The 23,013-nt window shown below is 38.2% G+C and carries 22 protein-coding genes; 11 read left to right on the top strand and 11 right to left on the bottom strand.

Annotated elements, in window-relative coordinates:
• Positions 1–148: 148 nt before the first annotated feature.
• Positions 149–517 carry a DUF2958 domain-containing protein gene (locus tag ACT8YW_RS08500; protein WP_118935641.1) on the top strand — a complete coding sequence of 123 codons (369 nt, stop codon included), beginning with the start codon at positions 149–151 and terminating at the stop codon, positions 515–517.
• Positions 518–607: 90 nt separating this feature from the next.
• Positions 608–991 (top strand): hypothetical protein, encoded by a 384-nt coding sequence (locus ACT8YW_RS08495; protein ID WP_118935640.1) that lies wholly within the window; start codon positions 608–610, stop codon positions 989–991.
• On the opposite strand, the gene ACT8YW_RS08490 is transcribed toward ACT8YW_RS08495, so the two are convergent.
• Positions 988–1,209 (bottom strand): helix-turn-helix domain-containing protein, encoded by a 222-nt coding sequence (locus ACT8YW_RS08490; protein ID WP_005815655.1) that lies wholly within the window; start codon positions 1,207–1,209, stop codon positions 988–990. The genes ACT8YW_RS08495 and ACT8YW_RS08490 overlap by 4 nt on opposite strands.
• A 411-nt stretch (positions 1,210–1,620) precedes the next feature.
• Here ACT8YW_RS08490 and ACT8YW_RS08485 point away from each other — a divergent pair, with 411 nt between their 5' ends.
• The 4 genes from ACT8YW_RS08485 to ACT8YW_RS08470 all read left to right on the top strand — a co-directional run bounded on the left by ACT8YW_RS08485 (position 1,621) and on the right by ACT8YW_RS08470 (position 4,035).
• Positions 1,621–1,851 carry a hypothetical protein gene (locus tag ACT8YW_RS08485; RefSeq protein WP_444104622.1) on the top strand — a complete coding sequence of 77 codons (231 nt, stop codon included), beginning with the start codon at positions 1,621–1,623 and terminating at the stop codon, positions 1,849–1,851.
• A 121-nt stretch (positions 1,852–1,972) separates the two neighbouring features.
• Positions 1,973–2,533, top strand: a complete 561-nt coding sequence (locus ACT8YW_RS08480; protein ID WP_118935672.1) for a ribonucleotide-diphosphate reductase subunit alpha — start codon at positions 1,973–1,975, stop codon at positions 2,531–2,533.
• Between the two features lie 4 nt (positions 2,534–2,537).
• The gene (locus tag ACT8YW_RS08475; protein ID WP_118935639.1) at positions 2,538–3,026 is read left to right on the top strand and encodes an SLOG family protein; all 489 of its coding nucleotides are present in this window, start codon (positions 2,538–2,540) and stop codon (positions 3,024–3,026) included.
• Positions 3,027–3,141: 115 nt separating this feature from the next.
• Positions 3,142–4,035 (top strand): helix-turn-helix transcriptional regulator, encoded by an 894-nt coding sequence (locus tag ACT8YW_RS08470; RefSeq protein WP_118935638.1) that lies wholly within the window; start codon positions 3,142–3,144, stop codon positions 4,033–4,035.
• Positions 4,036–4,055: 20 nt separating this feature from the next.
• On the opposite strand, the gene ACT8YW_RS08465 is transcribed toward ACT8YW_RS08470, so the two are convergent.
• On the bottom strand, positions 4,056–4,298 hold the full coding sequence (locus ACT8YW_RS08465; protein WP_228683640.1) for a hypothetical protein: 243 nt from the start codon (positions 4,296–4,298) through the stop codon (positions 4,056–4,058).
• 577 nt (positions 4,299–4,875) lie between these two features.
• Between ACT8YW_RS08465 and ACT8YW_RS08460 the strand changes: the two genes are divergently transcribed.
• The 3 genes from ACT8YW_RS08460 to ACT8YW_RS08450 all read left to right on the top strand — a co-directional run bounded on the left by ACT8YW_RS08460 (position 4,876) and on the right by ACT8YW_RS08450 (position 13,039).
• On the top strand, positions 4,876–9,468 hold the full coding sequence (locus tag ACT8YW_RS08460; RefSeq protein ID WP_118935636.1) for a sacsin N-terminal ATP-binding-like domain-containing protein: 4,593 nt from the start codon (positions 4,876–4,878) through the stop codon (positions 9,466–9,468).
• A 191-nt stretch (positions 9,469–9,659) separates the two neighbouring features.
• Positions 9,660–11,702, top strand: coding sequence for an ATP-dependent nuclease (locus ACT8YW_RS08455; protein ID WP_118935635.1), 2,043 nt, complete (start codon positions 9,660–9,662; stop codon positions 11,700–11,702).
• Positions 11,687–13,039 (top strand): UvrD-helicase domain-containing protein, encoded by a 1,353-nt coding sequence (locus tag ACT8YW_RS08450; RefSeq protein WP_217753841.1) that lies wholly within the window; start codon positions 11,687–11,689, stop codon positions 13,037–13,039. The genes ACT8YW_RS08455 and ACT8YW_RS08450 overlap by 16 nt, the downstream gene beginning before the upstream one ends.
• Before the next feature lie 70 nt (positions 13,040–13,109).
• Here the strand turns inward: ACT8YW_RS08450 and tnpC are convergent, their stop codons facing one another.
• The 3 genes from tnpC to ACT8YW_RS08435 all read right to left on the bottom strand — a co-directional run bounded on the left by tnpC (position 13,110) and on the right by ACT8YW_RS08435 (position 15,485).
• Positions 13,110–14,675, bottom strand: coding sequence for an IS66 family transposase (tnpC, locus tag ACT8YW_RS08445; protein ID WP_118935632.1), 1,566 nt, complete (start codon positions 14,673–14,675; stop codon positions 13,110–13,112).
• A 77-nt stretch (positions 14,676–14,752) separates the two neighbouring features.
• Positions 14,753–15,100 (bottom strand): IS66 family insertion sequence element accessory protein TnpB, encoded by a 348-nt coding sequence (tnpB, locus tag ACT8YW_RS08440; protein ID WP_444104621.1) that lies wholly within the window; start codon positions 15,098–15,100, stop codon positions 14,753–14,755.
• Between the two features lie 7 nt (positions 15,101–15,107).
• Positions 15,108–15,485, bottom strand: coding sequence for a hypothetical protein (locus ACT8YW_RS08435; RefSeq protein WP_228683641.1), 378 nt, complete (start codon positions 15,483–15,485; stop codon positions 15,108–15,110).
• Between the two features lie 26 nt (positions 15,486–15,511).
• On the opposite strand from ACT8YW_RS08435, the gene ACT8YW_RS08430 reads away from it, so the two are divergent.
• The gene (locus ACT8YW_RS08430) at positions 15,512–15,916 is read left to right on the top strand and encodes a 3'-5' exonuclease (RefSeq protein ID WP_118935631.1); all 405 of its coding nucleotides are present in this window, start codon (positions 15,512–15,514) and stop codon (positions 15,914–15,916) included.
• A gap of 119 nt (positions 15,917–16,035) precedes the next feature.
• On the opposite strand, the gene ACT8YW_RS08425 is transcribed toward ACT8YW_RS08430, so the two are convergent.
• The 6 genes from ACT8YW_RS08425 to ACT8YW_RS08400 form a co-directional block, all read right to left on the bottom strand.
• Positions 16,036–16,668 carry an RloB family protein gene (locus tag ACT8YW_RS08425; RefSeq protein ID WP_118935630.1) on the bottom strand — a complete coding sequence of 211 codons (633 nt, stop codon included), beginning with the start codon at positions 16,666–16,668 and terminating at the stop codon, positions 16,036–16,038.
• Complete coding sequence (locus tag ACT8YW_RS08420) at positions 16,665–17,879, bottom strand: AAA family ATPase (RefSeq protein ID WP_118935629.1); 1,215 nt, start codon at positions 17,877–17,879, stop codon at positions 16,665–16,667. Before ACT8YW_RS08420 ends, ACT8YW_RS08425 begins: the two co-directional genes overlap by 4 nt.
• A 146-nt stretch (positions 17,880–18,025) precedes the next feature.
• The gene (locus ACT8YW_RS08415) at positions 18,026–21,307 is read right to left on the bottom strand and encodes a DNA primase (RefSeq protein ID WP_118935628.1); all 3,282 of its coding nucleotides are present in this window, start codon (positions 21,305–21,307) and stop codon (positions 18,026–18,028) included.
• Positions 21,304–21,507 carry a hypothetical protein gene (locus tag ACT8YW_RS08410; protein WP_025892289.1) on the bottom strand — a complete coding sequence of 68 codons (204 nt, stop codon included), beginning with the start codon at positions 21,505–21,507 and terminating at the stop codon, positions 21,304–21,306. Before ACT8YW_RS08410 ends, ACT8YW_RS08415 begins: the two co-directional genes overlap by 4 nt.
• Positions 21,508–21,696: 189 nt before the next feature.
• The gene (locus ACT8YW_RS08405) at positions 21,697–22,011 is read right to left on the bottom strand and encodes a hypothetical protein (RefSeq protein ID WP_005815676.1); all 315 of its coding nucleotides are present in this window, start codon (positions 22,009–22,011) and stop codon (positions 21,697–21,699) included.
• Between the two features lie 19 nt (positions 22,012–22,030).
• Positions 22,031–22,222, bottom strand: a complete 192-nt coding sequence (locus tag ACT8YW_RS08400) for a hypothetical protein (protein ID WP_007843190.1) — start codon at positions 22,220–22,222, stop codon at positions 22,031–22,033.
• Between the two features lie 144 nt (positions 22,223–22,366).
• Here ACT8YW_RS08400 and ACT8YW_RS08395 point away from each other — a divergent pair, with 144 nt between their 5' ends.
• Entirely contained in the window at positions 22,367–22,819 is a 453-nt protein-coding gene (locus ACT8YW_RS08395; protein WP_032595873.1) for a helix-turn-helix domain-containing protein, read from the top strand.
• Positions 22,820–23,013: the final 194 nt, after the last annotated feature.

The following is a 23,013-nucleotide window of genomic DNA, read 5'->3' as shown; positions in this document are numbered from 1 at the left end:
CCGCAGTCACGGATGCACATAAAACGGTTTTTCCCGGCCATGAAGCTCAATGAGCTTTACTGGAGGGAAAAGAACTGGAACTTCAAAATTCAAATGTTATGCGTGTAAGTAGAATGAGTATCAAACAATCTTTTAATTTTTTACTGATATGTGCAGATTGATGACAACACAACTGGCGGAAGCTCTGGAGGGTTATCCGCTCTATTCCCAGGACGGCAAGGGAAAAGAAGCTGTTTACCGTGCGGTTTTTGCCCTTGGTGCTGTAAGGTGGTTTATCCTTGAAGGAAACAGGGAGGATAATGATGTGATTCTATTCGGTATCGTAGTCGGACTCATGGAGGATGAATACGGGTATATTTCCCTCAATGAGCTTTCGGATGTGGAGCTTGACCTGAGTGCTCAGGGACTTGGCAAGCTTCAGGTAAGACAGCAGCAGAACTTTAAGTCGGTTCCGCTGAAACAGATTCAGGACAGCAGGCTTCAGAACTTTCTTGCAAGGTTTGAACAGGCTGTATGAAAACAGAAGTGGCCGGTCCTATCCGTCACGGACAAGACCGGCTGCTTATTATAGCAGGTAAATGAAAACAAAACTATAATTGTATGGTAAATGGAAAATTGTCGTAATATTTTTAATATCTCTGTCCGGCATGGGTGGAGCGTTTCTATGGAAAACATTGATGGAATCCGGTTTCTCAATTTCAAACGGAAGACTTCGAGCGGTGTACCGTTCTGCTTTACCATTGAAGCCGGTGACGGTACAGCCGGCTGCATTGCAAAAGAAATATTCTCTTTCGTCAGTGCCGTTGTTCCTGAACAATGTGCAAGGGAATGGATGATTCAGTCAGGAGCGATGGAGCCGTCGGAGTTCCTTCAGGCCGTGTCCGACATGGAGGATGTCAGGCTAAGGGCAAGGCTGCTGGCTCTTGAACTTGCATCCATGAATGTCAGATATAATGTCCTGGATACCATTCCATGGGACAGACTGAACTAACGGTGTTTCTTACGCTTGCGGCCACGTTTGGGCAGACCGGTTTCCTTGTAGGCTATCAGGTCAGTTCCTCTGAACACCCTTTTTGCCTTGTCAGGTATCTTCAGGAAAGCCAGCGGCTTTTCCATATAACGGATATAGGCATAGATGGTGCAGCGGTGAACACCCAGGTAGCGTGCTGCCTCCTTTACTGAATATGTCTTTTCCGGAACAACTTTCATTATTTCTCATGCTGGTTAATCTTTTCTTTTATTGGATGCCGTAAAGGTAAACAGTTGATTATTAGCTGTCAATACGTCAAATATGGGATTATTCCGGAGATTGTGGGATTTGTATGGATTATGTGTTACCTGTCATATTCAATACAGCAAGGCTAAGGCGGTTGATAACGAATCTGTTTTACGGAAATCAGGAAGGCATATATTTGATGGTTGACAGCGTTGACAGCAAATCCAATGAAAATCCGGCATAAAATCAGTCTTGGAAAATACTGTAATACAATACATTATATTCTTTCTGATTTTTCTTATAAAGAATAGAGTATTATAATGTGTCAACGTTTGGCTATGGATTTTTAGCGGACAGAAAATTGTGGCTACACTTGTCAACGTTTGTCAACGTATGATTTCTATATGAAGTATCTGATACACTGGCAGATACTCTCTGTCAATACTGTCACCCCTGAAACGGGTGCATTTTATTATCTGAAAACATCTGATGTGAAAGGGATTCATGGTTATCCTAATGTACCATTACAGCCACAGGTTTGTTCAGCATGCCTCTGCAGATATTTTTTTGCAAAGGTATCTCCGGCATTGCAAACGTCAAACACAGGGCTGAAAATCTTCCTCAAACGGGGTTGAGCGTATTTTCAGCTTCCCTTGAAGTTTGCCTTATTGAATGCCTGCGCTTCTGAGAACTGCAAAAAATATCCTTCGGGCAAGCTGAAAAAACTTGCAGACAGAAGGGAAAAAATCAGAGCGTATGGTACAGATGGACGAAAGCATCAGAAAGCAGTTGGAAAAGCCACAGACATGGTTCTGCAAATATTTTCCCAAACGTATTCAGAATGTGGGCGAGAAGGAAATCGCCGACAGACAGTTGGTTTATGACTTCAAGGACGGAAGGTCTCATGAAGCGGTGGCACAGATGACGGCAGCAAGAATGATTGAGGAACACGGCAGCAGATGCTCACAGTTGGTATTCATTCCGGTTCCGGCATCATCGGTAAGAAAGAATGAAATCCGGTATATGGACTTCTGCAAAAGGGTATGTGAACTCACCGGAGCGATAAACGGATATGACCATGTAAGGGTATGCGGAGAAAGACTGGCTGTTCATGAAAACCGTAAGGCTGAAAAGGAAATCAGAAAGGTGAGCATCATCGAGTTTGATGAAGAGTGGTTCAGAGGTAAGGCAGTCATAGTCTTCGATGATGTAATAACACGCGGAATCAGTTTCGGTATGTATGCGAATCAGTTGGAGAGTTTCGGAGCGAATGTCATTGAAGGCATCTTCCTTGCAAGAACCCATTATAAAGTATAGAACTATGAACGGAATATTATCAGACAAATCAAAGTCACTGGCTTTCACGGGACACAGAACTGTTCCCGTAGAAAGACAGGATGAAATAAGGGCACGGCTTGTTGAAGCCGTATCCGTCGCTTGCAAATCGGGTATAACCTGCTTCTATTCAGGCATGGCCATGGGATTTGACCTGATGGCTGCTGAAACTGTATTGTCACTGAAGGGAAAGTATCCGGATATACGGCTCATTGCCGTTGTTCCTTTCAGAAGACAGAGCTGCCGGTGGCCGTCAATGGAAAAGGAACGTTATCAGAATATAATTTCCAGGGCTGACCAGGTTATCGTATTGAGTGAACACTATTTTCACGGGTGTCTTCTAAGGCGCAATGACTTCATGCTGGAGCATTCATGTGGCGTGATAGCCTTTTATGACGGCAAGTCTTATGGTGGGACATTCTACACCAGCAGGGAGGCTGTAAGGAAAGGTTTGGACATAGTAAATCTGTACTGAAAACCAGTCCGGATTATACTGAAAATATTGTACAAAACAGATATGCAAATTTCTTGCATATCTAATTTATAATACTTATATTTAGATAGTTAAACGAGTTATAAGAGGTGATTTTATGAATAATATATACAACCGCTACATTTGGCTGCTGCATACAGTCTATCAGGAAAGAAAGGTTACTTTTGAAAGGCTTTGTGAGATATGGAAACACCATTTCCTGTACAATGGAAAGCCGCTGAGTCTGCGCACATTCCATCATCACAGAAAGATGATTGAGGAGAACTTCGACATAGTCATTGCGTGCAACAGAAAGGACTATACATACTATATTCAGAATCTGGATGAAATACTCGGTGACAGCTGCCGGAACTGGCTGTTCAACAGCCGTATCATTGATGTAGCCTTGAAAAGCAGTCCGTGCCTGTTCCATCGTGTTGTGCTGCCTGACATGTCAAGTGGTATTGAATACCTGCCGGATATATCGGAATGTATCAGCGAAGGGCATGAACTGTACATATTCTACACGAATGACAAGGGCAATGAAGTGGAAGGCCGTTTGAGACCGGAAGGTTTGAAACTGTTCCATAACCGCTGGTATTTGCTCGGGTACAGGAACGGATCAGAGTTCTGTGCTGTTCCTCTTGATGCACTGACAAGAATCTATCTCAGCGGAAACAGGTTTCAGACTGACTGCAGATTTTCGCTTGCCAACCGTCTTTCAGACTCCATTGGTGTTGTAGCTCCAACCGGACAGCAGCCGGAAGAGGTTACACTACGGGCTTATGGTCCATTTGCAGATTATCTGAGAAAGCATCCTTTCCACCATTCGCAGGTGGAAAGGAATGATATGGGGACTTTCACGTCTTTTGACTACATGCTTCTTGTGACTGACGAACTGGTGGATGAAATCCTGGCTCTTGGTGATAAGGTGGAGATTACTTTTCCGGAAAATTTGAGAATGAAATTACTTCAGAAGATTGGGCGTATCAAAAACAGGTATGCAACATAAAAATCTGCAATTGTAGAATATTACTTTTGAGTAGTAAGCATTCGCTCAATCATTGCTTCAAGCTCTAGACTCAATGGACGTTCTGTGTCCATACACTCCTTCTCACCGGCAACCAGGTCACCATATATATTCCTATAACGTTCAGCCTCACTGCCATCACAGCAAAGCATAGCCGTCTCAAACTCCTTAATCATTTTCTTACGCTGGCTCTCTGGATATTCCTTAGTCTTGCCATAACTGGTAATAGTAAATGTTCTTGCCATAATCATAGGATTTATTTGTTTTACCTTTGTTTATAATCATTATCACTATACTAATATACGAAAATATTCTGATAATCAGAAATTTAACCGTATAAAACTTCTAAATGTTTACTTACTAATTCTAGTTTCACAATATTCCTATATATTCCCTACATTAACTATAACTTCTGTATCACAAATTCATATTGAATATTTTATTAATCTTCAGAAACTCATTATGTGAACTATTTAATAGTTAATTTATTACCCGATATCTATTTATCATATAAAACAAATAATCAGGTAATCAATCATCAATATTCTTGCGAACCAGTACTGAATGAATCTCCAATACTATGAATTGGGTTATTGACAAATCTAAATGGTTGAAAATAAAACCTATACTCTACTTATTGGACCATGAAACAACTAATTCAATAATAGAATGTATAATCACATATATTTCACTAATCACTGATGAATGAATTTCATATATACCGGGATCTTATATTAACGAAAGCTTAATATTTCAATTGTATTATATTAATAGATATGTATCTTTGTTATTTGATTGATATTTAACCATAAAACAAAGATAATGGAATACGATTTTATTGATATACAAAGTGAGGTACTTACTATTAATAAACGTGAATATACCTCTCAATTAGAATTTACTAGTTCTCGAATCAGGCAAGACAAGAAAATAGAGCTTGACATGAAACAGGAATATTCTGGACGTGAATTATACGAAATGATACAAAATGCAGATGATGAAGGTTCACCACAAGTAGAATTACTTTTAACAGAAGACAATCATCTTCATATAAAGAATTGGGGGAAAAGACCATTTACAAAAGGTGGTATGTTGTCTATTATGCGTTCCTTTATATCTACAAAGACAGATATTGCATACAAGGATTCTGCTATTAAGCCAATTGGTAATAAGGGACTTGGATTTCGGTCATTGCTTAATTGGAGTGATGAAATAATTATTCATTCAAATGGTGTACAATGCAGTTTCAGTGAAAAGATTGCGAATAAAGAATGGAATATTCTTAAGGAGAATGGCATTAAAGAAGGTGCTTTATCAGAAAAGGATGCACAATCTTTTGAAATGGAAAGAGAAGGATGCCCATTACCAATATTATCTATCCCTGAAATTCAATCAGACAAGATAACTAAAAAAGATACGTTTACCACAAATGGTTGTTGTACAACAGATATAGAAGTATGTTGTAAGGATAGAACAATAATAAATGATGTGGAGCAAAAATTAAACAAATTACCATCTTCCGTTTTATTGTTTCTAAGAAATATAGATCAAATCCATATAAATTGTAAAGGAAAAACTAGAACTATACAACGTAAACATCCAATAGATAAAGGTAATAATATACAAACCATATCTATTGATGATAATGGTAGTACATCAGATTTTGTAGTTAGCAGTTATAAATCCGAAGATCGCACATATGAAGTTGCGGTCGCCTATCCTTTGGGTGATATAAAAATATGCAGAGTTTTACATTCATATTTTCCAACTAATGTCCGATTGAACGTTCCTGCTATATATCATGGGACTTTCGAATTAAATGCATCACGAAATCATTTGGTACAATCAGAGAAGAATAACCAGGTATTACAAGCATTGGGAAGAATGGGTATAAATCTGGCTGCTTTTTTAACCAATAACAACCTGCTGCCAGAAGGGAAAATGTGGGATGCATTCAACTTATTAAATATACCTAAAGCAGATATTGAATCAGCAAAACTTTCATCACTTTCAGATTCAATAGAAAAACAAATCCATAATATCAACATACTGCCTACAGTTAATTATCGCTATTCTAATATAGAAACCGCAATATGGTTAGGAGAAAAAATGTCCAAATGGTTAGAAGAAATGAACTATTGCATTAATCAAAACAACAGATTAATTTATCATATAGCTAACCAAAATGAAACTTACTTTTCAAATGAAGGACATTTGTCAGAACAATTCTTAAAGAAAGTGAAACGAACCTTGGACGAACTATATGAGGACTTGAATGATATTGGCAAACAATATATGGATATAGATGAACGTGCCAAATATATTGATGCAATTGTAAGTTATGGTAGCTGCCGCAATAAATTAAATATATTGGTAGATGGCAATAATAGTATTATAACAGCCATTGACAGTAATCCGGCTTATGTATTAAGTATGGCCGGTGACACAATACTCCCGGAATGCCTAAAAATAAAGGCTGTCAGCTCTAAACTTATATCCAGACTTCAAGATATTTGGAATACACAGATACGTTCTGTTACAGAAAAATTACAAAATATATCATTTGTTTCTAATGGAGATTACACTGCCATACGTAAAAAAATAGAAAGTTGGTCTATAGAGAATATTACGAAAGAAAGCATGCGCGAAATTTTAACATGGTGTTTTAAAAATCAGGCCACAGACCGTTCTAGTTTCTCTTCTGAATTTCATTTAATCAATAGATTAGGAGAGAAAAAACCTGTTTGTGAAATGATATTGAAAGATTCAACTTTTCCAGCAACTTTGAGTGAGAAAATTGCAGATGAATGGTGGCTGATGTGGACAGCTTCAGAATGGAAAGAAATTTTAGGTGCAGAGAATGAAAATGATGCAGTTGAATTTCTATATAAAGTAATAGGTATCTCATGTCGGGTACCGAAAAAGCACATTTACTATGGTAATAACTATTCATATCTTGAAGCAGCAAGGGATGGGAATAATAAAATACAAATAGATAATCGTTACTGTGATAATTTTGATAGCAATAACAAAATCACGAAGTTATATAATTATGCTTATGTTCCAGAAGAAGATTTTCTTTCCCAATTTTCACTAAAAGAAGCATTATGTCTTTTAGTTTCAGATGAAAAATCAGTTGAGAATATTTTAAATACAAGTATAAATTTGTTTTATCGTACTATAAAACCTGAGACTGTACAATATAGTTTCACGGCTTATCAAATGCGTTCATATAAACAATTTGCTCCTCTAACATATTCTGTAATAAATTCTACAATATTCGGACTAGAATTTAATTATGAAGATTTGACAGTTAATCAAAATCCTGAGAGTATAGCTAAAATCTATTCATTACTTGTTTCTTTGGGAGCACAGACAAATATTACAAATCTTTCGCTTGAACAACTATACATATTACTATCACAGAAAGTAGATAGTTTTGGTATTCAGAAAAGATATAGGGAGCTTAGAGAAGCTATAAGAAGTAAACATGCCGATTACAATACACTAAAAGAACTTAGTTCAAAACATCTTAAAAGATTATTGGCAAGGAAGAACGGAAAACTTGAATGGCTACCTGTCGAACAAATATATTATTGGGATAATGACCAATTACCTCAAACAATATTGTCGAATCTACCCAAATTGGAAATTGGAAGCCGTGTTGGTGAAGATTCAGTTGCGCAAATTTTCGGTGTAAATCTATCTAAAAACATTGATATTACATTTGATAATTACCAAGAAAACACGGTACTTACACATGACTTGAAAATATACTTATCTAAACGCATTAAATATTTCCTGGCATACAGAATTGGCGATGATTTAAAAGATACATCTCTGATAAGACAAACTGTAAATGCTTTAAAACAATTGAGTAATAATTTGCACATATTTTTTACTTCATCATATAAAATAGATGAAACTATAAATACCATGAAAGAAGGAGACTTACTAACTACATCTGGAAATGGACGTATGGGAGTACAGTACATTATTTGCTCATCACATCCAAACTGTATCAATGCTATTAACGATCCTGTCTTTTGTGAAAACCTGAATGAAGCAGTTTGTATGGCACTAAAGGTTAATAGTAGTACAATGGCCAATTACTTCCGTAATATTATAACTCATGATATAAAATACATAGAATATATCAGTAATAAAGATATTACTCCTGAGACATGGAGTCTTACTCTTAAAAGTATTGGAATAAGTGAATCAGAGCAAAATTTCTGGAAGTCATGCAGTAAAATAAAAGGGGTTGAATTGGAGCTAAGTAATCTTTCAGATTATTCAATTGACACAAAAAAATACATCAAGGATATATTTCCTAGAATCAGTCTTCCTGAAAATTTCACATCAATTGACGATATGAAACCATTTGAATTACACCAACTACTTCTAAGTTTGGATATTGATGATTGTTCTGTACTAGGGACGAATGGTTTAAAAGATTTCTATATGGAATATTTTGCAAGTGTTCGTAACAAACTGACAGAACGCTATAATGCATATGCTTATCACATCTCTGCTGAAAAGATAAACAACAACTCCGATAACGCATACTTATATATTGAGAATTATATAGATATGTGCCAAAAATTCAATGAACCATTTTATGAAGAGAAAGCCGAAGAAATAAAGAATAAACTGTTAACACTTACAGAACTAGACATACTTATAAAAAAACTTATAAATGAGAAATTTAAACTCTCGGAAGAAGAATCATTCGAGCCAGTTCCTAAAACGATTTTTCCTGAATATGAAATTATACTTTCTAAATATCATATATCTGAAAGTATTCTAAACCAAACAGAAATGCTGATAGGAAAATTTCATGGATTAGAGAAATTGTTTGAAAAGCAAGTTTTGACTCATGAAAATAATGAAACAGTATCAATATATGATAAGGAGTTGATTAAAATTGATTTTACAGGCTGCCATAGTATATTAAAAGATTTTAATCAAAAGGAAGACCAAGTTTCACGAAGTAAAAAAGGCAAAGGTTATATATCTGACCGTGCCAAATTTAATGCTGGAAAGAAAGCAGAATTGGCTACATTCGATGCAATGAAAGCTTCTCCGCAATTTGTTGATGTAATAGGTAAATCAAAGATACTAAATATGGAAAGTGGCAATGATAACCTTCACTATGATATTACCTATAGAAAAAAAGATTCACAACCAACGGACATTAGGTATCTTGAAGTTAAATCCATGAATGGAGACTCTATTATTATGTCTTGCCATGAATATGAGTTTGCCATGAAGAATAGTGATATATACGACTTGGCCGTTTATCATGATGGAAGAGTCACTATCATTGAAAGTCCTTTCAGTTCAACTAGGAAAGGTAATAAATTGGAGGCTCAACCAAACTCATACCAGATAACTATTAAATGGGATTATTAATATTTGTGTCAGCACCAATTTAGATTAAATTAAAAGCTATACGTATTGGAGGGAATTTACTCCTCCAATACTAATTCTTCCATCAAATTTAAAAACTTATTTTGAGTATATTTTTATCGTCTATTAAATATTAAAACAATAATAATCATTATTTTTGAGATTATATTATTCACAATTAGATTTTTTACTCAATGTATATTTCAAACATTACAATTAAAGGATTCAGAAATTTTGATAATACTACTGTAGATTTCCACGATGGTATTAATGTCATAATTGGACATAACAATGCAGGCAAAACCAATATATTAAAAGCATTAAGTTTAGTTACATCTAATGATATATACAGAAGGCTTTCTGTTGATGATTTCAATAAAAATACAACAATTGAAAAACTTAAATCACAAGCTCCTTCAGTTGAAATAAATGTTGTTCTTTCACAAAGTGAAAATGATGATATAGAGAATGAGGAACTGAATATATGGGAAGGTTCTACAATAAAATTGGAAGAGCCTTTAATGGCACAAATGAATTATTGTTTTTATCTGCCAGATGAATATTTAGAATCATATTTATTGCAAGTATCAGATATTCAGGATGTAAATACTATATGGAATATCATTAAACGTGATTTTATCCGTCTTTACAGATATGAACTATGGGGAGGAAATACTGATGACAGGAGCATATCAATATCAAAGATTAAGAACCGTTTTGATTTTCAATTCCTTGATGCAATTAGGGATGTAGGTCGTGATATGTTTACAGGACATGACAAGTTATTACGTGATGTGTTAGAATTTTTTATTGATTACGATATTAGGAAAGATAAAGACAAAAGTGAAAAAGAAACAAATGATGAAATAAAAGTTTTACATGATGAGTTTGTACAAAAAGCTGAGCCATTAATGGATAGCATGATGAAAAGACTTTCTGAAGGTAAAAAAGTAATGCTCAACTATTCAGATTCGACAGGTGCAAATTTTGACAAGACTTACCCTGATTTCAGTGGAAATCTTACCGAAAGTGATTTGCTTGCCATACTCAAATTAATAGTAAAAGATAAAATTGGTATAGAAATTCCAGCGACTCATAATGGTCTTGGATATAACAACCTATTATATATTTCTTTATTATTAGCCAAAATGCAAGCAGAATCTGATGAAGATTTTATGAAAATCAATACTATTCTTTTCCCTATTTTAGCAATAGAAGAACCTGAAGCTCATCTTCATCCTTCCATGCAGTATAAATTCCTTAAATTTCTCAGACAGAATCGGGATAATCATAACATCAAGCAAGTGTTTATTACAACACATTCAACGCAAATAACGTCAGCAGTCAAACTGGATGATTTGATTTGCATGTACAAAGAGAGTGGAAAGATAAGAATTGCCTATCCAGGGAGATGTTTTGATGATACAGAAGAAGGAAAAGGATCCAAACACTTTGTTCAAAGGTTTCTAGATGCTACAAATGCTGATATGTTTTTTGCAAGCAAAATAGTTTTTGTTGAAGGTATTGCAGAAGAACTCTTACTCCCTGTATTAGCCAAATACAAAGGATTTAACTTTGCAGATCATCATATTGTTGTAATAAATGAGCGTGGAAGATATTTTGAACATTTTCTAAAACTGTTTGATTCGAATAATAAATATTCTATATGCAAAAAGGTTGCTGTAATTACAGATCGTGATCCTGTAAGAAAAACAAAAGGTTCAAAAGTATTTTCTACTTGTTGGCCATATGAGTACGACGTGGATGAAGAAACGGAATACAAGATTAATGCGGATGAAGCAATTAAAAAGTATAAAGATCATCCCAATATTCGCATATTTAGAAATAATACAATTTATGGCAAGACATTAGAATATGATCTAATGTTTTATAATACTACAAGTGATATTCTAATTATTGATTCACTTGCAAATATTAATGAACTTCAACAACTAATCAATATAGGAAAATTTAACGATACTGCCAAAGTTATAATTAATAAGTGCAAGAATAAAACAATCAAAGAACGGTTACTTCCTGCATTGGAAAAAATAGATTGGCATGTTGATATCAAATATAAATCATTATTAGCAACAAGGTACTTATCCTCTTTGGGGAAAGGAGAGAATGCTTTTGAATTAAGATTAAAATTGGAAGATAATCTAGAATCTGAGAAACCTTTATATTTGAATATACCACCATATATAAACGAAGCTATAGAATGGATAATACAATAACATCTAATGATTTAATTGATTGCGATGAATGTTTTAAAATCGCTGCTGGTCCAGGGGCCGGTAAGACTCATTGGTTATGTAATCATATAAAAAATGTAATATCAAACTCCAAACGTTTAGGCATTAAAAGAAAGATAGCCTGTATAACATATACAAATGTGGGTGCTAACACCATAAGGTCAAGGGTATGTCGTTCTTCTGACAGATTGGAAGTTGCCACAATACATAGTTTCCTTTATACTCATATAGTGAAACCTTATATTCACTTTATTGCGAAAGATTTTGGGTTAAATCACTCAAAATTAAAGTTGACTGGGGATGATTTTTTTATTGGAAATCAATTAGCTCAAGCAGTCAAGGAAAGAACAGGTTATGTTTATGTATCCAACAAAAGAATAACGGAAGCTATATCACAAGCGCGTTGGCAATTCAAAGAAGACAGTATAGATTTTAAACCTAAATTTCCAATAAAAGCAAATGATAAATATTACCTTCCTAACTATATATATAATACATATAAGTACATATTATGGGAAAAAGGTGTAATCACATATGATGACATTATGTATTTTTCATATCAATTACTAACAAAAATCCCCAATATTAAATTTCTTATTAAATCTGCATATCCATATTTTTTCGTAGATGAGTTTCAAGACTCTACACCAATTCAAATCGCAATATTTAAAATTTTAGGTAACAGCGGAATAATTATCGGAGTCATTGGCGACAGATGCCAATCAATATATGACTTTATTGGAGCAAGTATTCAACAATTTGACAATTTCCATCTTGAAGGGATGAATAGGTACGTTATTAAAGGTAATAGAAGAAGTAGTAATCAGATTATAGATTTACTTAATTGCGTTAGAAAAGATTTAACACAAGACAAAATACTGAATATTGATGACACTATCCCAATGTTACTTGTAGGAGACAAATTTGATTGTTATAATTATTGCAAAAAGAAATTATTGAATAACTCAGATATCCATACTCTCTCTTATCCGAATCATATCGCTAATTCATTTAAAGCACAAAAGGAAGATACCCCAAGCGAGAATCTTTTAAAATCTGATTTTGATTCTAATCTTATAAGAAAAATCATCATTAAGTCTCTTATACAGGGAATAGAGTTTACCAGAGATGGAAATTACGGTGAAGCATATCATTGTCTTAAGCTTATTGAAGAAGACAGTAAAAAAATTTCTTATATGTTAAAGAAACTGATTGAAGCCTATCCTTTATATTCAAATGATAACTTAATAAGCTTTTTAAGATTTGTAAAAACAGAATTAAATATTCAGATTGCTTCTCCAAATGTAAGCATTCGGTAAACCACGTTGCAAATTTTGTGAATTAGTTCCGAATCGGTACTATTCGTAGTCGATTCGGAACTAATAGTATCTATTCGGAACAAGTTTGATTGGATTTTGCCCAATTACGTGGTAGAAGTTCTTCCATATTCTTCTCATCCCTCTCGTAATATGGAATTTTGCTCAGGACATCTTCCATCCAGATTCTAGGGTCTATTTCTGCTGATTTGCAGGTGGCAATCAGTGAGTACACGATGGCAGCCCTGTATGCGGATGCGTCGTTGCCGCAGAACAGATAGTTCTTTCTTCCCAAAGCCAAAGGTCTTATGGCATTTTCTATGCGGTTGTCATCAATTTCTATTCTTCCGTCGTTTACGTATCTGGAAAGTCTTGGAAGGAGCGTGTACGTATATTCGATGGCTTTACCCATACGGCTTTTAGGAAGCACTCTAAGATAAGCATCCTGCAGCCACTTTTCAAATTCGAGTATCAGCGGATAGGCCTCACTGATACGTTTTTCCTTACGCTCTTCAGCTGTGAGTCCGGCTTCATCGGCTTCAGATTCTACCTTGTACAACTTGCCGATGTAGTGTATTGCCTGTGCGGCCAGGATCCTGTTCTCTTCCAGGGCATCCACGTACTTCCTTCTGGCATGCGCCCAACAGCCGACCAGGGTGATTCCTTTCATCCGCTCAAACTGTTCGTAAGCTGCATAGCCGTCACATTGCACAATGCCACGGTAGCATCCCAGCAGTTCACGGGCTACCATGCCCGAACGGCTGCCACGGTCATAATGGAACATGACGTCCCCCGTGATGCCGTCGCGCACGCACCACTCATATCCATTTTTCGCCTTATGTTTCTCATTGTCCAGCACAGGAATGACACTCTCGTCCACTTGTATATATTCACTGGAGAGTATCTTCTGTTTGAGCAGGTTGTACAGCGGCCTGAGTTTCTCCACCGCCATTTCATACCATCCGCACATGGTAGATTCGCTTATGCTGATTCCAGATTCGCGATACTGCTGTATCAGACGGTAGAACGGGAGATGATACATGAACTTGCCGATGATAATGTCTGTCAGAACCGAAGAGCCTGCCATACATTTGCTGACCGGAACAAGAGGTAGCGGGTGAATCAGAATCTGCCTTTCCTCAGGGTATTTCTCCATATCGGATTTACTTATCACTTTGTGACGGATGGTCTTCAGGATATATAATTTTGCCGGAACACGTTCCAGGCGTGAACTCTCTTCCTTTCCGATTTCAATGAAATCATCCTTAAGCCTGCCTTCATCGTCCGTTGTCCCTTCGGGGTAAAGATCAACAAACTCTACCGGAAGAGAAGATGTATCCAAGGGCTTGCGGGCCGGCTTCTCCTTGACTTTTATGGTTCTGGTGATTTCTTCATCGCTTTTGCGGACTTCATCCTCCATCCGGGATATTTCCATGGAGGACATTTCTTCTTTTGAGAACAGCAACAACTGGTTGGGATCAAGCGGAAGATTTTTTTCGCTCATCCGGCCGAAGACTTTTTTCCGGAGCCAGTACAGCGACTGCTCCAGCGAAGCAACCCTGCTGATAAGCGCCGCTTTATCCTGGCGGAGCTTATCAATCTCTTCCAATAAGGCTTTTTCCTGTTCTTCCGTAAGCATCTGTATCTCATTGTTTCACAATGTAAATATACTAAAATCCAATGACATACAAAAGCAAACAGAGTAAGAAAACGGCACTATTTTCGAAGTTTCTGCAGGTTTTCAAGTCTCGTGCGACGGGAGTCGCGGGCTTCCATGATACCTTCCACAATCATGACAAGTTCCCGCCATTCTATATTTGTACAGACCTCATTGTCGTTGGCAGAATCAGGCTTGCCTAAGGTACCGGCTTCCAGAAGTTTGGAATACAACACCATTCCGCCAGGCTCCCAATGCAGGAGCTTTATACGATCACGGGCACGGTTTATGAAGATATACACATTGCCGCTGCAGGGATCCTGCCCCATGGCGTCGGTGATGATACCGCTGAGAGTATGAAAGCTTTTGCGCATATCAGTCGGGCGGTTATACAACAGATAGCGCATACTGTCATTAAGGCTGAACATGGCTGCAGGCCTGGATGATTGAATACAGTTCCTTTTCATTTAGTCCACCGCAAATGCGTATGGAACTACCGGTCGGGGTACGTATTTCTATCTCTTTTAATCCGCTTGGCGTGGCCGGGGTGCTTTTCTGTTTCCGTCCGGTTGTACCGGCAAATGAAGGAACAGGAACAAAAGATCCGCTGTGCGGAAGCTCGATAAACTCACCTTGAGCCGTTTTACCAGATGATTGCTCGGCGGCATAACGGGATTTGCTGTCATAAAACCGCCATACAGGGATATTGAGTTCCTCCAGTCTTGACTTATAAGTCACATTGTGCTCTTGGCAGTAGTTCATTATCTCTACCACTTCTTCTTGTGTCATCATAACTTTGCTTTTTGGACGTAAAGTTAATGATGGAAGTTCGAGACGAAAATACGTGGTTTACCGAATACTTACCTCCAAATAAGAATAATCTAAAATTTTACAAAGAACATTATTATTGGGATTTAGCTTGTTATGTTAGCATTTCAGATAATACAGTGAACAACAAAACTGTACACAAGGCAAAAGGTGACGAGTTTGAAAATGTATTATTAGTTCTTGAAAAAGAAGAAGATATCAGTTTCCTGTTAAAGCCTGATTTAGAACATAAAAACCACCATAGAGTTTTTTATGTAGGTATTAGTCGAGCAGAAAAAAAACTGTTCATTTCTGTACCCAATATTACCGAACAGCAAGAAATGGATTTATCAAAACTTCCTATAATAATAAAAAAGGTTACATCTAAGGATTTACTTGAAGATATTAATGATTGAATATCTTCAAGTAATTCTCCAAGGAACAAGTATAAATTATATAATATAATTTCTGTTATTGGTGAGTAGAAATATTTATATTCAGTTTAAAATCTTATAATTTGTATATTAACACAATTTCAGATATATTTATTCAATTCTTCAACCAATAATTGTACCGTGGTCGAAGATTCTTCCATGGCAGGATTTCCATTTGAAACCTCGTTAAGTACTACATTTGCGTTCTTTATTGCCTGTGATTGCAGGTGATAAAGCCTATTATACATGACAGCGCCAAATCCTTCACTTTTTGAATATGGCATTCCTATAAGTTTTGACAACATATCTGCATAATTCTGGCGATGAAGAGGACCTCGATAGAGATTAAAATGTAACAAGAACCAATACTCAAATGCCTGGTTACTGTAAGCAACACGAAAACCGTTCTTTTGAGCCAAGGTTATTGCCTGATTGAAGTCCTTTGCAGGAAAATCATCCTTGTCAAAAACAACCCAACACTGGTCATAATAATGTTTCTTCTTTTGTTCAGTATCACGTATACTGATTGCCTTATTGACAAGACTTATGGTATTCATTGCCTGACCTATAGCTTTGACTGTAGCAGTTGTCATACGGAAAGCTTTAAAGTAGTCTGGTTCTGTACGTACCCCTTCACATACTATGAGAAAAGACTGTTTTACATTTCTCGTTCCCTGCTTTCTGGTCAGACTGCCTGAACGATGGTCCTTTTTTGTTTGTCTTCCCATACTCATTCCTCCATATTAAAGACCCTCTCCATTTCACCGATAATGGGAGTTGCACCATATTTACCCAACAGATAATCCCTTTCAAATGGAGTATTGCTGCGTACCTTATATTCAACCAGTGAATATGCTTCAGTAGAACCGAAACTGTTTTTCTGTGTAAACCATATCTGGTCACGGCGAAACATACCGGCGCTTAACAGGAAGGTATCATGAGTTGTAAAAAGTAGTTGTGCACCCTTCGGGTTTGTTTTTGCCGAATTGAAAAGGCCGATGATTTTACGAACCAACAGAGGATGAAGCTTTGAGTTAAGTTCATCAATAACAAGAAGTTTTCCATTATCCAAAGCATCAATGATGGGATATGACAAAGAAAAATATTTTATTGTACCTTCCGATTCATTACTGCTGAATGAAAAAGCTACACTATTGGTTTCTTTTCCCTCATCATCATATTGCCGGTGAGTACTAACGATACGGTTATCTGTTTTTACGATACTGTCTATCCCAAGATCTGCATATTTTGCAAAGTTAGTAATACGCAAACGGAGGTTCTCATCATCCATAGACTTTATAGCCTGTTTCCACAGTCTTTCCTCATCATTGCCAAATATCACTTGCATATCATTCAGCCATTGCAGGATACTGACTGCTATCGGCTCATTGAATTGTGCCCCGGTAGACAGCAGTAAAGCATTGTCACGCACCATTTTCTTGTTTACAAGCTCTATCAATAAAGAACTTTTCTGATGAACAGCGGTTTCTTCTTCTGTCCTGTAGAATATTTCAACTTCTTTGGCTCTCTTTTTATTTGTGCGCTGGTACAGCCATTCGGCACGTACAGCTTTGCTGTCAACCTCAAAACCATAACGGTAAGTGTAACCTTCAACAATAAAGGTTGCTTCCATTGTAGTCGGCTCATTCATTGAAGTGGTATTCAACCGGAAGTTCTCTACATCAATTGCTTCTCCGGCCTGACTGTTTTTGAAAGAGTCCGTGATAAAACGCCTGTAAAAAGCAATAGCTTTCAGAACATTTGATTTTCCTGAAGCGTTTGCACCATAAATCACTGCACTCCGTAATACAGATAATCCGGTATCGGGTACAGTTATCATATCATTTGACTCGGTAAGAACATCTTTAAGAGCAGTTGCAACAAAGGATATTTTTAACTCATCCTTTATTGACAGGTAATTACTGACACAAAACTCTAAAATCATAAACTTAACTCCTTTTTTTGCAAGATTTCTACAAAAATAAGAGTTAAGTTTTGAAATTCCAAAAGATAACTGTAAATAATTCCTTGACGAATACATTTAAAAGGGTTGGATTTTTCTGATGATAATTTATTATTGTAAATTCTCAATTAAAATAAGCCTTTCTGCTCAGGATATTGTTTGTATCCGGAAGTCATTTCTTCCTGCATGTCCTGCACTTCAGCTACAACTTCAGTTTCAAGATCCAGTCCGAAAGTCTCCTTCAGCTGGAGATAATCAAAACATAAAGCCTTCGGTCGGTTTACCTTTACCTTCTTAACCTGCTCGCCATTCACAATGTCAATGGTATAGTCAGGAAGCCCGCTGGGCAGAAGTATGGTGAATCTGTCCTGTTTCAATCCCAAATATGAAGCATGGGATTTCAGGTAGGACATGATGGTGGACCAGTTAGACCGGTTGGAGGTAGAACCAGCATTCCTGCTGTTGAACAGTGACGCCACGGCTGCCGTGTTCAGATAGAGAATAGGACGTGCCTCCTTAAATTCTATATCTTCCTTTACCGACAACGGACGGAAGGATTTCATATACCTTATACGGTAATGTGCCTTCTCAATACATTTACCTGAAGTCTGGAATCCCTGAAGCATACTCCAGAAGTCCGCTATTTCCGAACTTTCCTGAGCCAGTTCATTCTGATTGCGTATTCCTTTAACTGCTGTTTCAAAAAGCTCCGCATAGCTGAAAGGTACGTCAATGACTGTCTCCAGTGTTCTGAAGGTGGCCAATGGAATAACCCAGTTTCCGAATATACGGTCATGGATGGTTTCATTCTCCAGTTTCGAAGCCAGCTCACGCTTGGTAATGGAATATATTTCCGGAAAGTTCTTCTCAAACAGTTCCCGGTGTCCCAATATCTCCAGGGTGAGGTGGGTAAGTCCCATGTTGCAGACTGATACAAGGTCTTCATAGGCTCTTTTCTCATTCTGGTTGAATGATGTCTTTGAAAAGGCAAGGAAGATGACACGGGTATAGAGTGCCATATCCTGTGTCGGCTTGTCCTGGCCGCAAAGGGCTACACCTGTTGTGACAATGGTCTGTGCTGCCATCCCGTCTGTATTCGTATTCTTCTTGGTCTGGCCGCCACCGCCCCAGAGCCCTTTCAGATAGGCTATCTTGCGTATGTCGAGGTCGTTCTTGTATTCATCAAGCACGGCAAGTGTATTGACGGCCTGTGACACACGGTCGTTCATGGCCGGTACAGAGGTTACTCCAAGGTTTGGCGGATCAACTCCGTGCAGGAAGAAGGACTGGAGGGAAGTAGCCAGGGTTGTCTTACCGGTTCCTTTCTCACCGAAAAGGTTCAGGATGGGAAAGTGGCGGGTACGTCTGAATATGATGTCACGGAAGAGGGTGGCAACCAGGTAACAGAAGGCTACGCTTGCATTCTCACCGAATACTTCCATCAGTCTTTTTACGTAATCGTACAGTCTTATCCCGTTACGGTTCTCATGCACCATGAGTCTTTCAAACTGGAATATCTCCGGATTGTTGAGATAGATTTTTGAAGTGGCCGGTATATAGAAGGCCTTGCCGTTGATTCCACGGACAATACCCAAATCATCAACGGCATTGAATGTGTTGGTAAAAAATATTCCATTACCGAAAGCAAAGAATCCTTCAGCTGCATTCCAGCCGAGCTTTCTGATACGTTCTGCCGTATCGGTCTTTGAATACAGGTATTCCTTTACACGGTTGAGCTTGTCTATCTTGGCCAGCCATACGTAGTTGCCCAGTGAGCCGACCTTCTGCTGGAAGTTGCTAAGCGAGCAGAGCTCAGACTCCTTCAATTCTATAACCCTGCATACATTGTACATATTCCTCATGCGGAAGATTCTTGTTCCGTTTATCTCATCCTCGATATGGAACAGTGGTTCCATGATGAAGTTGGAGATTCTTGACGGTTCATCATCATCTTCACCGATGGAGTAGTAACAGTTTTCCCTGACGAACAGTCCGAACTGGCGAAGCAGTTCAACTTCACGCTGCATCTCGTTCATGGCCGTCGGCTTGTCGTTCCTTCTCCTGGCTTCCCCACGTGCCTGGGTAACGGCATCACGCCATAGCTTTACCTTGCCGTGCAGTCTGGAGAGTTGTTCTATGCACTGGTCATACACAAGCTGGTCTTTTATATAGCGCAACAGGTCTGCTATTTCCGCAACACACTTTCTTTCCTCTACCATAGAACCGGCTACCAGAAAACGTTTCTGTGCCAGCCAGATAATGAAATGCTTTTCGGGAAGTGAAGTATAATCCTCCCTGCTGCGGATATAGCTGTCGGCATCATTCTTGGCATATTGGATTTCTCCTTCTGCCTCGGATGGTATTTCTGCAAAAGGAAGTTCCCTGACTGTTACATGGAATCCTTTTCTTATGGCTGCAGCCCCGTTGGTCATCACCGCCTCAAATCCCGGTCCGTATGGCTTGCCTTCCGCAATATCTGAATCTGGAATGAAACAGAGTGAGGATACATACTTCTTCAGCTGCTCGAACTGGCTGTCACTCCAGGCTGTTCCAAGTGACGCTACTGTATTGTCGTATCCAATCGACTGCATTCTCAGTACATCAGGAGCACCTTCCACAATGATATAATAGTCGGCATCACGCAGTCTGGCGGCACGGTCAATACCGAATACTGTTTCTCCCTTGGAGTAAATCATGCTTGTTGCCGAGTTGATATACTTGGGAACTTTCCTATTGTCTCCGATGTATCTGGCCGTATAGGCAATGATGCGTCCCCATCTGTTTCTCACGGGAATCATGATACGCTGTCGGAACATGGCGTATGTGTTTCCGTCCTCGCCACGCTTGAACATACCGAGTTCGTACAGCAGTTCTTCGTTCAAAGCCTTGTTTCTGCAAAAATCCATAAAGGCCTGACCGTCCTTCGGTGCATAGCCTATTCCGGCAAAGGCACAGAACTCCGCATGCCACCGGCCGTATGCGTAGGCTCTGGCATCAAGGCTCTCTTCCTTGTCTGTTGCTCTTAAATTTTGCAGGAAGAAAGACTGTACTGTATCGAGAACTGTCAGAAGTGACTCTCGGTGCCTGGCTTCAGCCATCTGTTCCTCACTGCGCTCTTCTCTGATGTATTCTACCGGAATATTATGGTTCCTGGCAATAAATTCCACGGCGGCACTGAAGGAAAGGTTTTCCTTTTCCATTATAAACGTAATGGAATCACCGCCACGGTTACAACTAAAACAGTGGAAGAGATTTTTGCTGGGAGTAACGGCAAAGGAACCGGTCTTCTCAGTATGAAAAGGACAAAGTCCCATCAGGGTTGAGCCTTTTCTGGACAGCCTGACATAAGGACTGAGTACGTCTTCAATGGCAAGTTCCCTTACTTTCCGTATGGTTGTTTCGCTTATCATAACGTACTGAGCAGGTTCCAACAATCGATTATTGACTGGCCGGAGTATTTCGGACGGCTGACATTATTAGGATTAAGCGGTTGGATATATCCGTTATCTCTGTATTTTTTGAGTGTCTTGTTGCTGATACCGAGTTCAGCACAGGTGCGCTTGACTGAATAGACACCGTTTGGATCGCACGCTGGTCTGATTTCTTTCATTATTATAAAATCATTATGAATGTGCGATACAAATATCTGTCCGGCTTTATTGTTAAGCTGGTGAACAAAGGTTACTGACGCACATTCCTGTACCTACTATAATTGCTTTCTTTATATTTCATAGAGTATCACGGCTAAAATAAACAAATAAAGTTTATCAATATTAGAGTATTAGCCATAATATGTTTATCACTTATCTTTCTTGACCGGTTTTTCTGCCTGTTTCGGCTGACTTTCATCAAAATAGTCCTGGGTGGTTCGCTGCAGGAGCCTGAGGTCTGCCGTGCGGTATTCCACCTTACCGGGTCTTTTATAGGAGACCACCTTTCCCTGACGTTTCCACCTTTCTACATTCCTGCGGCCAAAAAGCTCGTATGCCTTCCTCTGGCTTATGAATTCAGGATCATCCTTGTCGGCTTTCAATTGCCTGACAATTCTGGAGGACAGATCATTCAGGAATGTTTCGTATGGTATAAGATGGTCCAGAAACTGTAATATCTTCATATAAACCTGATTGGGTTTTCTATACTGTTCGTTTGACCGTAATGGTATGGTTTTCCCTGTCAGTCCTGGTCTTGAACTGACGGTTGTAGATGGCACCAAGCTCTGAAGCCTGGGTACGGACGCTTTTCAAACGTGAGATGGGGAATGAAACGGATTCACCTACTTCAAGGGCAACAAGTGCCGGACGGATTTTTTCTAAGTTTTCAGACATAATTGTTGGATGTTTAATATTTAATGTTTAACTTTGTATTCACCAAATGAATAGGTTACACCACAAAGTAACATAAAATGGTTTATATAACCAAATATTTGTTTGATGATTTATTGTTTAAGATGTATTTATTGAAGGAATCGCATGGATAATGACATAAAACACGTGCATGTAGGTCAGGCTATCGACAAAAGACGAAACGAGCTTGGATTAAGCAAATCTGAGCTTGGGCGCAAAATAGGTGTACCGCAGCAGCACATAAACCGCATACTGGAAAGGGAGACAATGGAAACGAGCAGGCTTATTAAAGTCAGCGAAGCATTGGACTTCAATTTCTTTTCCCTTTTCTGTCCGAAACAGCATCATATCTCGGCACACCTTGCAGCCGTTTCATTGGATGGAAATGCAAATAACCTGATAGGTGATGCAGAACTGGCCGTGCAGCTATCCAGCGAAAAGAAAGAAACAGAGAACCTGAGGGAAACAATCAAGCTTCTGAAAGAGCAGATAGAGAGTCTGAACTCACAGATTTTACGACTTGATTCAAACCTGAAGGATAAGGACGTGATTATTGAGCTATTGAAAGATAGGAAATAAACAATACTGAAATTTAAATGAATGCGTCATCTCGTTACAGAGAGGTCAAATCATTCATCCTTAATATATATTGCAACTATTCCAATCATTGTATCAAGATGCATACAGATTACATACACAAATATTGCATCTTATTGAAATACAGATATGTATTGGAGAGGCGCAAGCTGCGATAGAATAATAATGCTAAGAAA

It is taken from the genome of Bacteroides sp., assembly GCF_052357945.1.
Classification (GTDB): domain Bacteria; phylum Bacteroidota; class Bacteroidia; order Bacteroidales; family Bacteroidaceae; genus Bacteroides.
The sequence above is the reverse complement of the archived record's forward strand: the minus strand, read 5'-3'. Positions and strand labels throughout refer to the sequence as shown.

Excerpts from the sequence above, each read along its gene's own strand:
- ACT8YW_RS08480 (WP_118935672.1), top strand. The coding sequence starts at position 1,973 with ATGGTACAGATGGACGAAAGCATCAGAAAGCAGTTGGAAAAGCCACAG.
- ACT8YW_RS08460 (WP_118935636.1), top strand. The coding sequence starts at position 4,876 with ATGGAATACGATTTTATTGATATACAAAGTGAGGTACTTACTATTAAT.
- ACT8YW_RS08455 (WP_118935635.1), top strand. The coding sequence starts at position 9,660 with ATGTATATTTCAAACATTACAATTAAAGGATTCAGAAATTTTGATAAT.
- ACT8YW_RS08405 (WP_005815676.1), bottom strand. The coding sequence starts at position 22,011 with ATGAAGATATTACAGTTTCTGGACCATCTTATACCATACGAAACATTC.
- ACT8YW_RS08500 (WP_118935641.1), top strand. The coding sequence starts at position 149 with ATGTGCAGATTGATGACAACACAACTGGCGGAAGCTCTGGAGGGTTAT.
- ACT8YW_RS08495 (WP_118935640.1), top strand. The coding sequence starts at position 608 with ATGGAAAATTGTCGTAATATTTTTAATATCTCTGTCCGGCATGGGTGG.
- ACT8YW_RS08420 (WP_118935629.1), bottom strand. The coding sequence starts at position 17,879 with ATGATTTTAGAGTTTTGTGTCAGTAATTACCTGTCAATAAAGGATGAG.
- ACT8YW_RS08470 (WP_118935638.1), top strand. The coding sequence starts at position 3,142 with ATGAATAATATATACAACCGCTACATTTGGCTGCTGCATACAGTCTAT.
- ACT8YW_RS08485 (WP_444104622.1), top strand. The coding sequence starts at position 1,621 with ATGAAGTATCTGATACACTGGCAGATACTCTCTGTCAATACTGTCACC.
- ACT8YW_RS08430 (WP_118935631.1), top strand. The coding sequence starts at position 15,512 with ATGATGGAAGTTCGAGACGAAAATACGTGGTTTACCGAATACTTACCT.
- tnpC (WP_118935632.1), bottom strand. The coding sequence starts at position 14,675 with ATGCTTACGGAAGAACAGGAAAAAGCCTTATTGGAAGAGATTGATAAG.
- ACT8YW_RS08465 (WP_228683640.1), bottom strand. The coding sequence starts at position 4,298 with ATGGCAAGAACATTTACTATTACCAGTTATGGCAAGACTAAGGAATAT.
- ACT8YW_RS08410 (WP_025892289.1), bottom strand. The coding sequence starts at position 21,507 with ATGAAAGAAATCAGACCAGCGTGCGATCCAAACGGTGTCTATTCAGTC.
- ACT8YW_RS08415 (WP_118935628.1), bottom strand. The coding sequence starts at position 21,307 with ATGATAAGCGAAACAACCATACGGAAAGTAAGGGAACTTGCCATTGAA.
- ACT8YW_RS08400 (WP_007843190.1), bottom strand. The coding sequence starts at position 22,222 with ATGTCTGAAAACTTAGAAAAAATCCGTCCGGCACTTGTTGCCCTTGAA.
- ACT8YW_RS08435 (WP_228683641.1), bottom strand. The coding sequence starts at position 15,485 with ATGATGACACAAGAAGAAGTGGTAGAGATAATGAACTACTGCCAAGAG.
- ACT8YW_RS08425 (WP_118935630.1), bottom strand. The coding sequence starts at position 16,668 with ATGAGTATGGGAAGACAAACAAAAAAGGACCATCGTTCAGGCAGTCTG.
- ACT8YW_RS08490 (WP_005815655.1), bottom strand. The coding sequence starts at position 1,209 with ATGAAAGTTGTTCCGGAAAAGACATATTCAGTAAAGGAGGCAGCACGC.
- ACT8YW_RS08475 (WP_118935639.1), top strand. The coding sequence starts at position 2,538 with ATGAACGGAATATTATCAGACAAATCAAAGTCACTGGCTTTCACGGGA.
- ACT8YW_RS08395 (WP_032595873.1), top strand. The coding sequence starts at position 22,367 with ATGGATAATGACATAAAACACGTGCATGTAGGTCAGGCTATCGACAAA.
- ACT8YW_RS08450 (WP_217753841.1), top strand. The coding sequence starts at position 11,687 with ATGGATAATACAATAACATCTAATGATTTAATTGATTGCGATGAATGT.
- tnpB (WP_444104621.1), bottom strand. The coding sequence starts at position 15,100 with ATGCGCTATCTGTTGTATAACCGCCCGACTGATATGCGCAAAAGCTTT.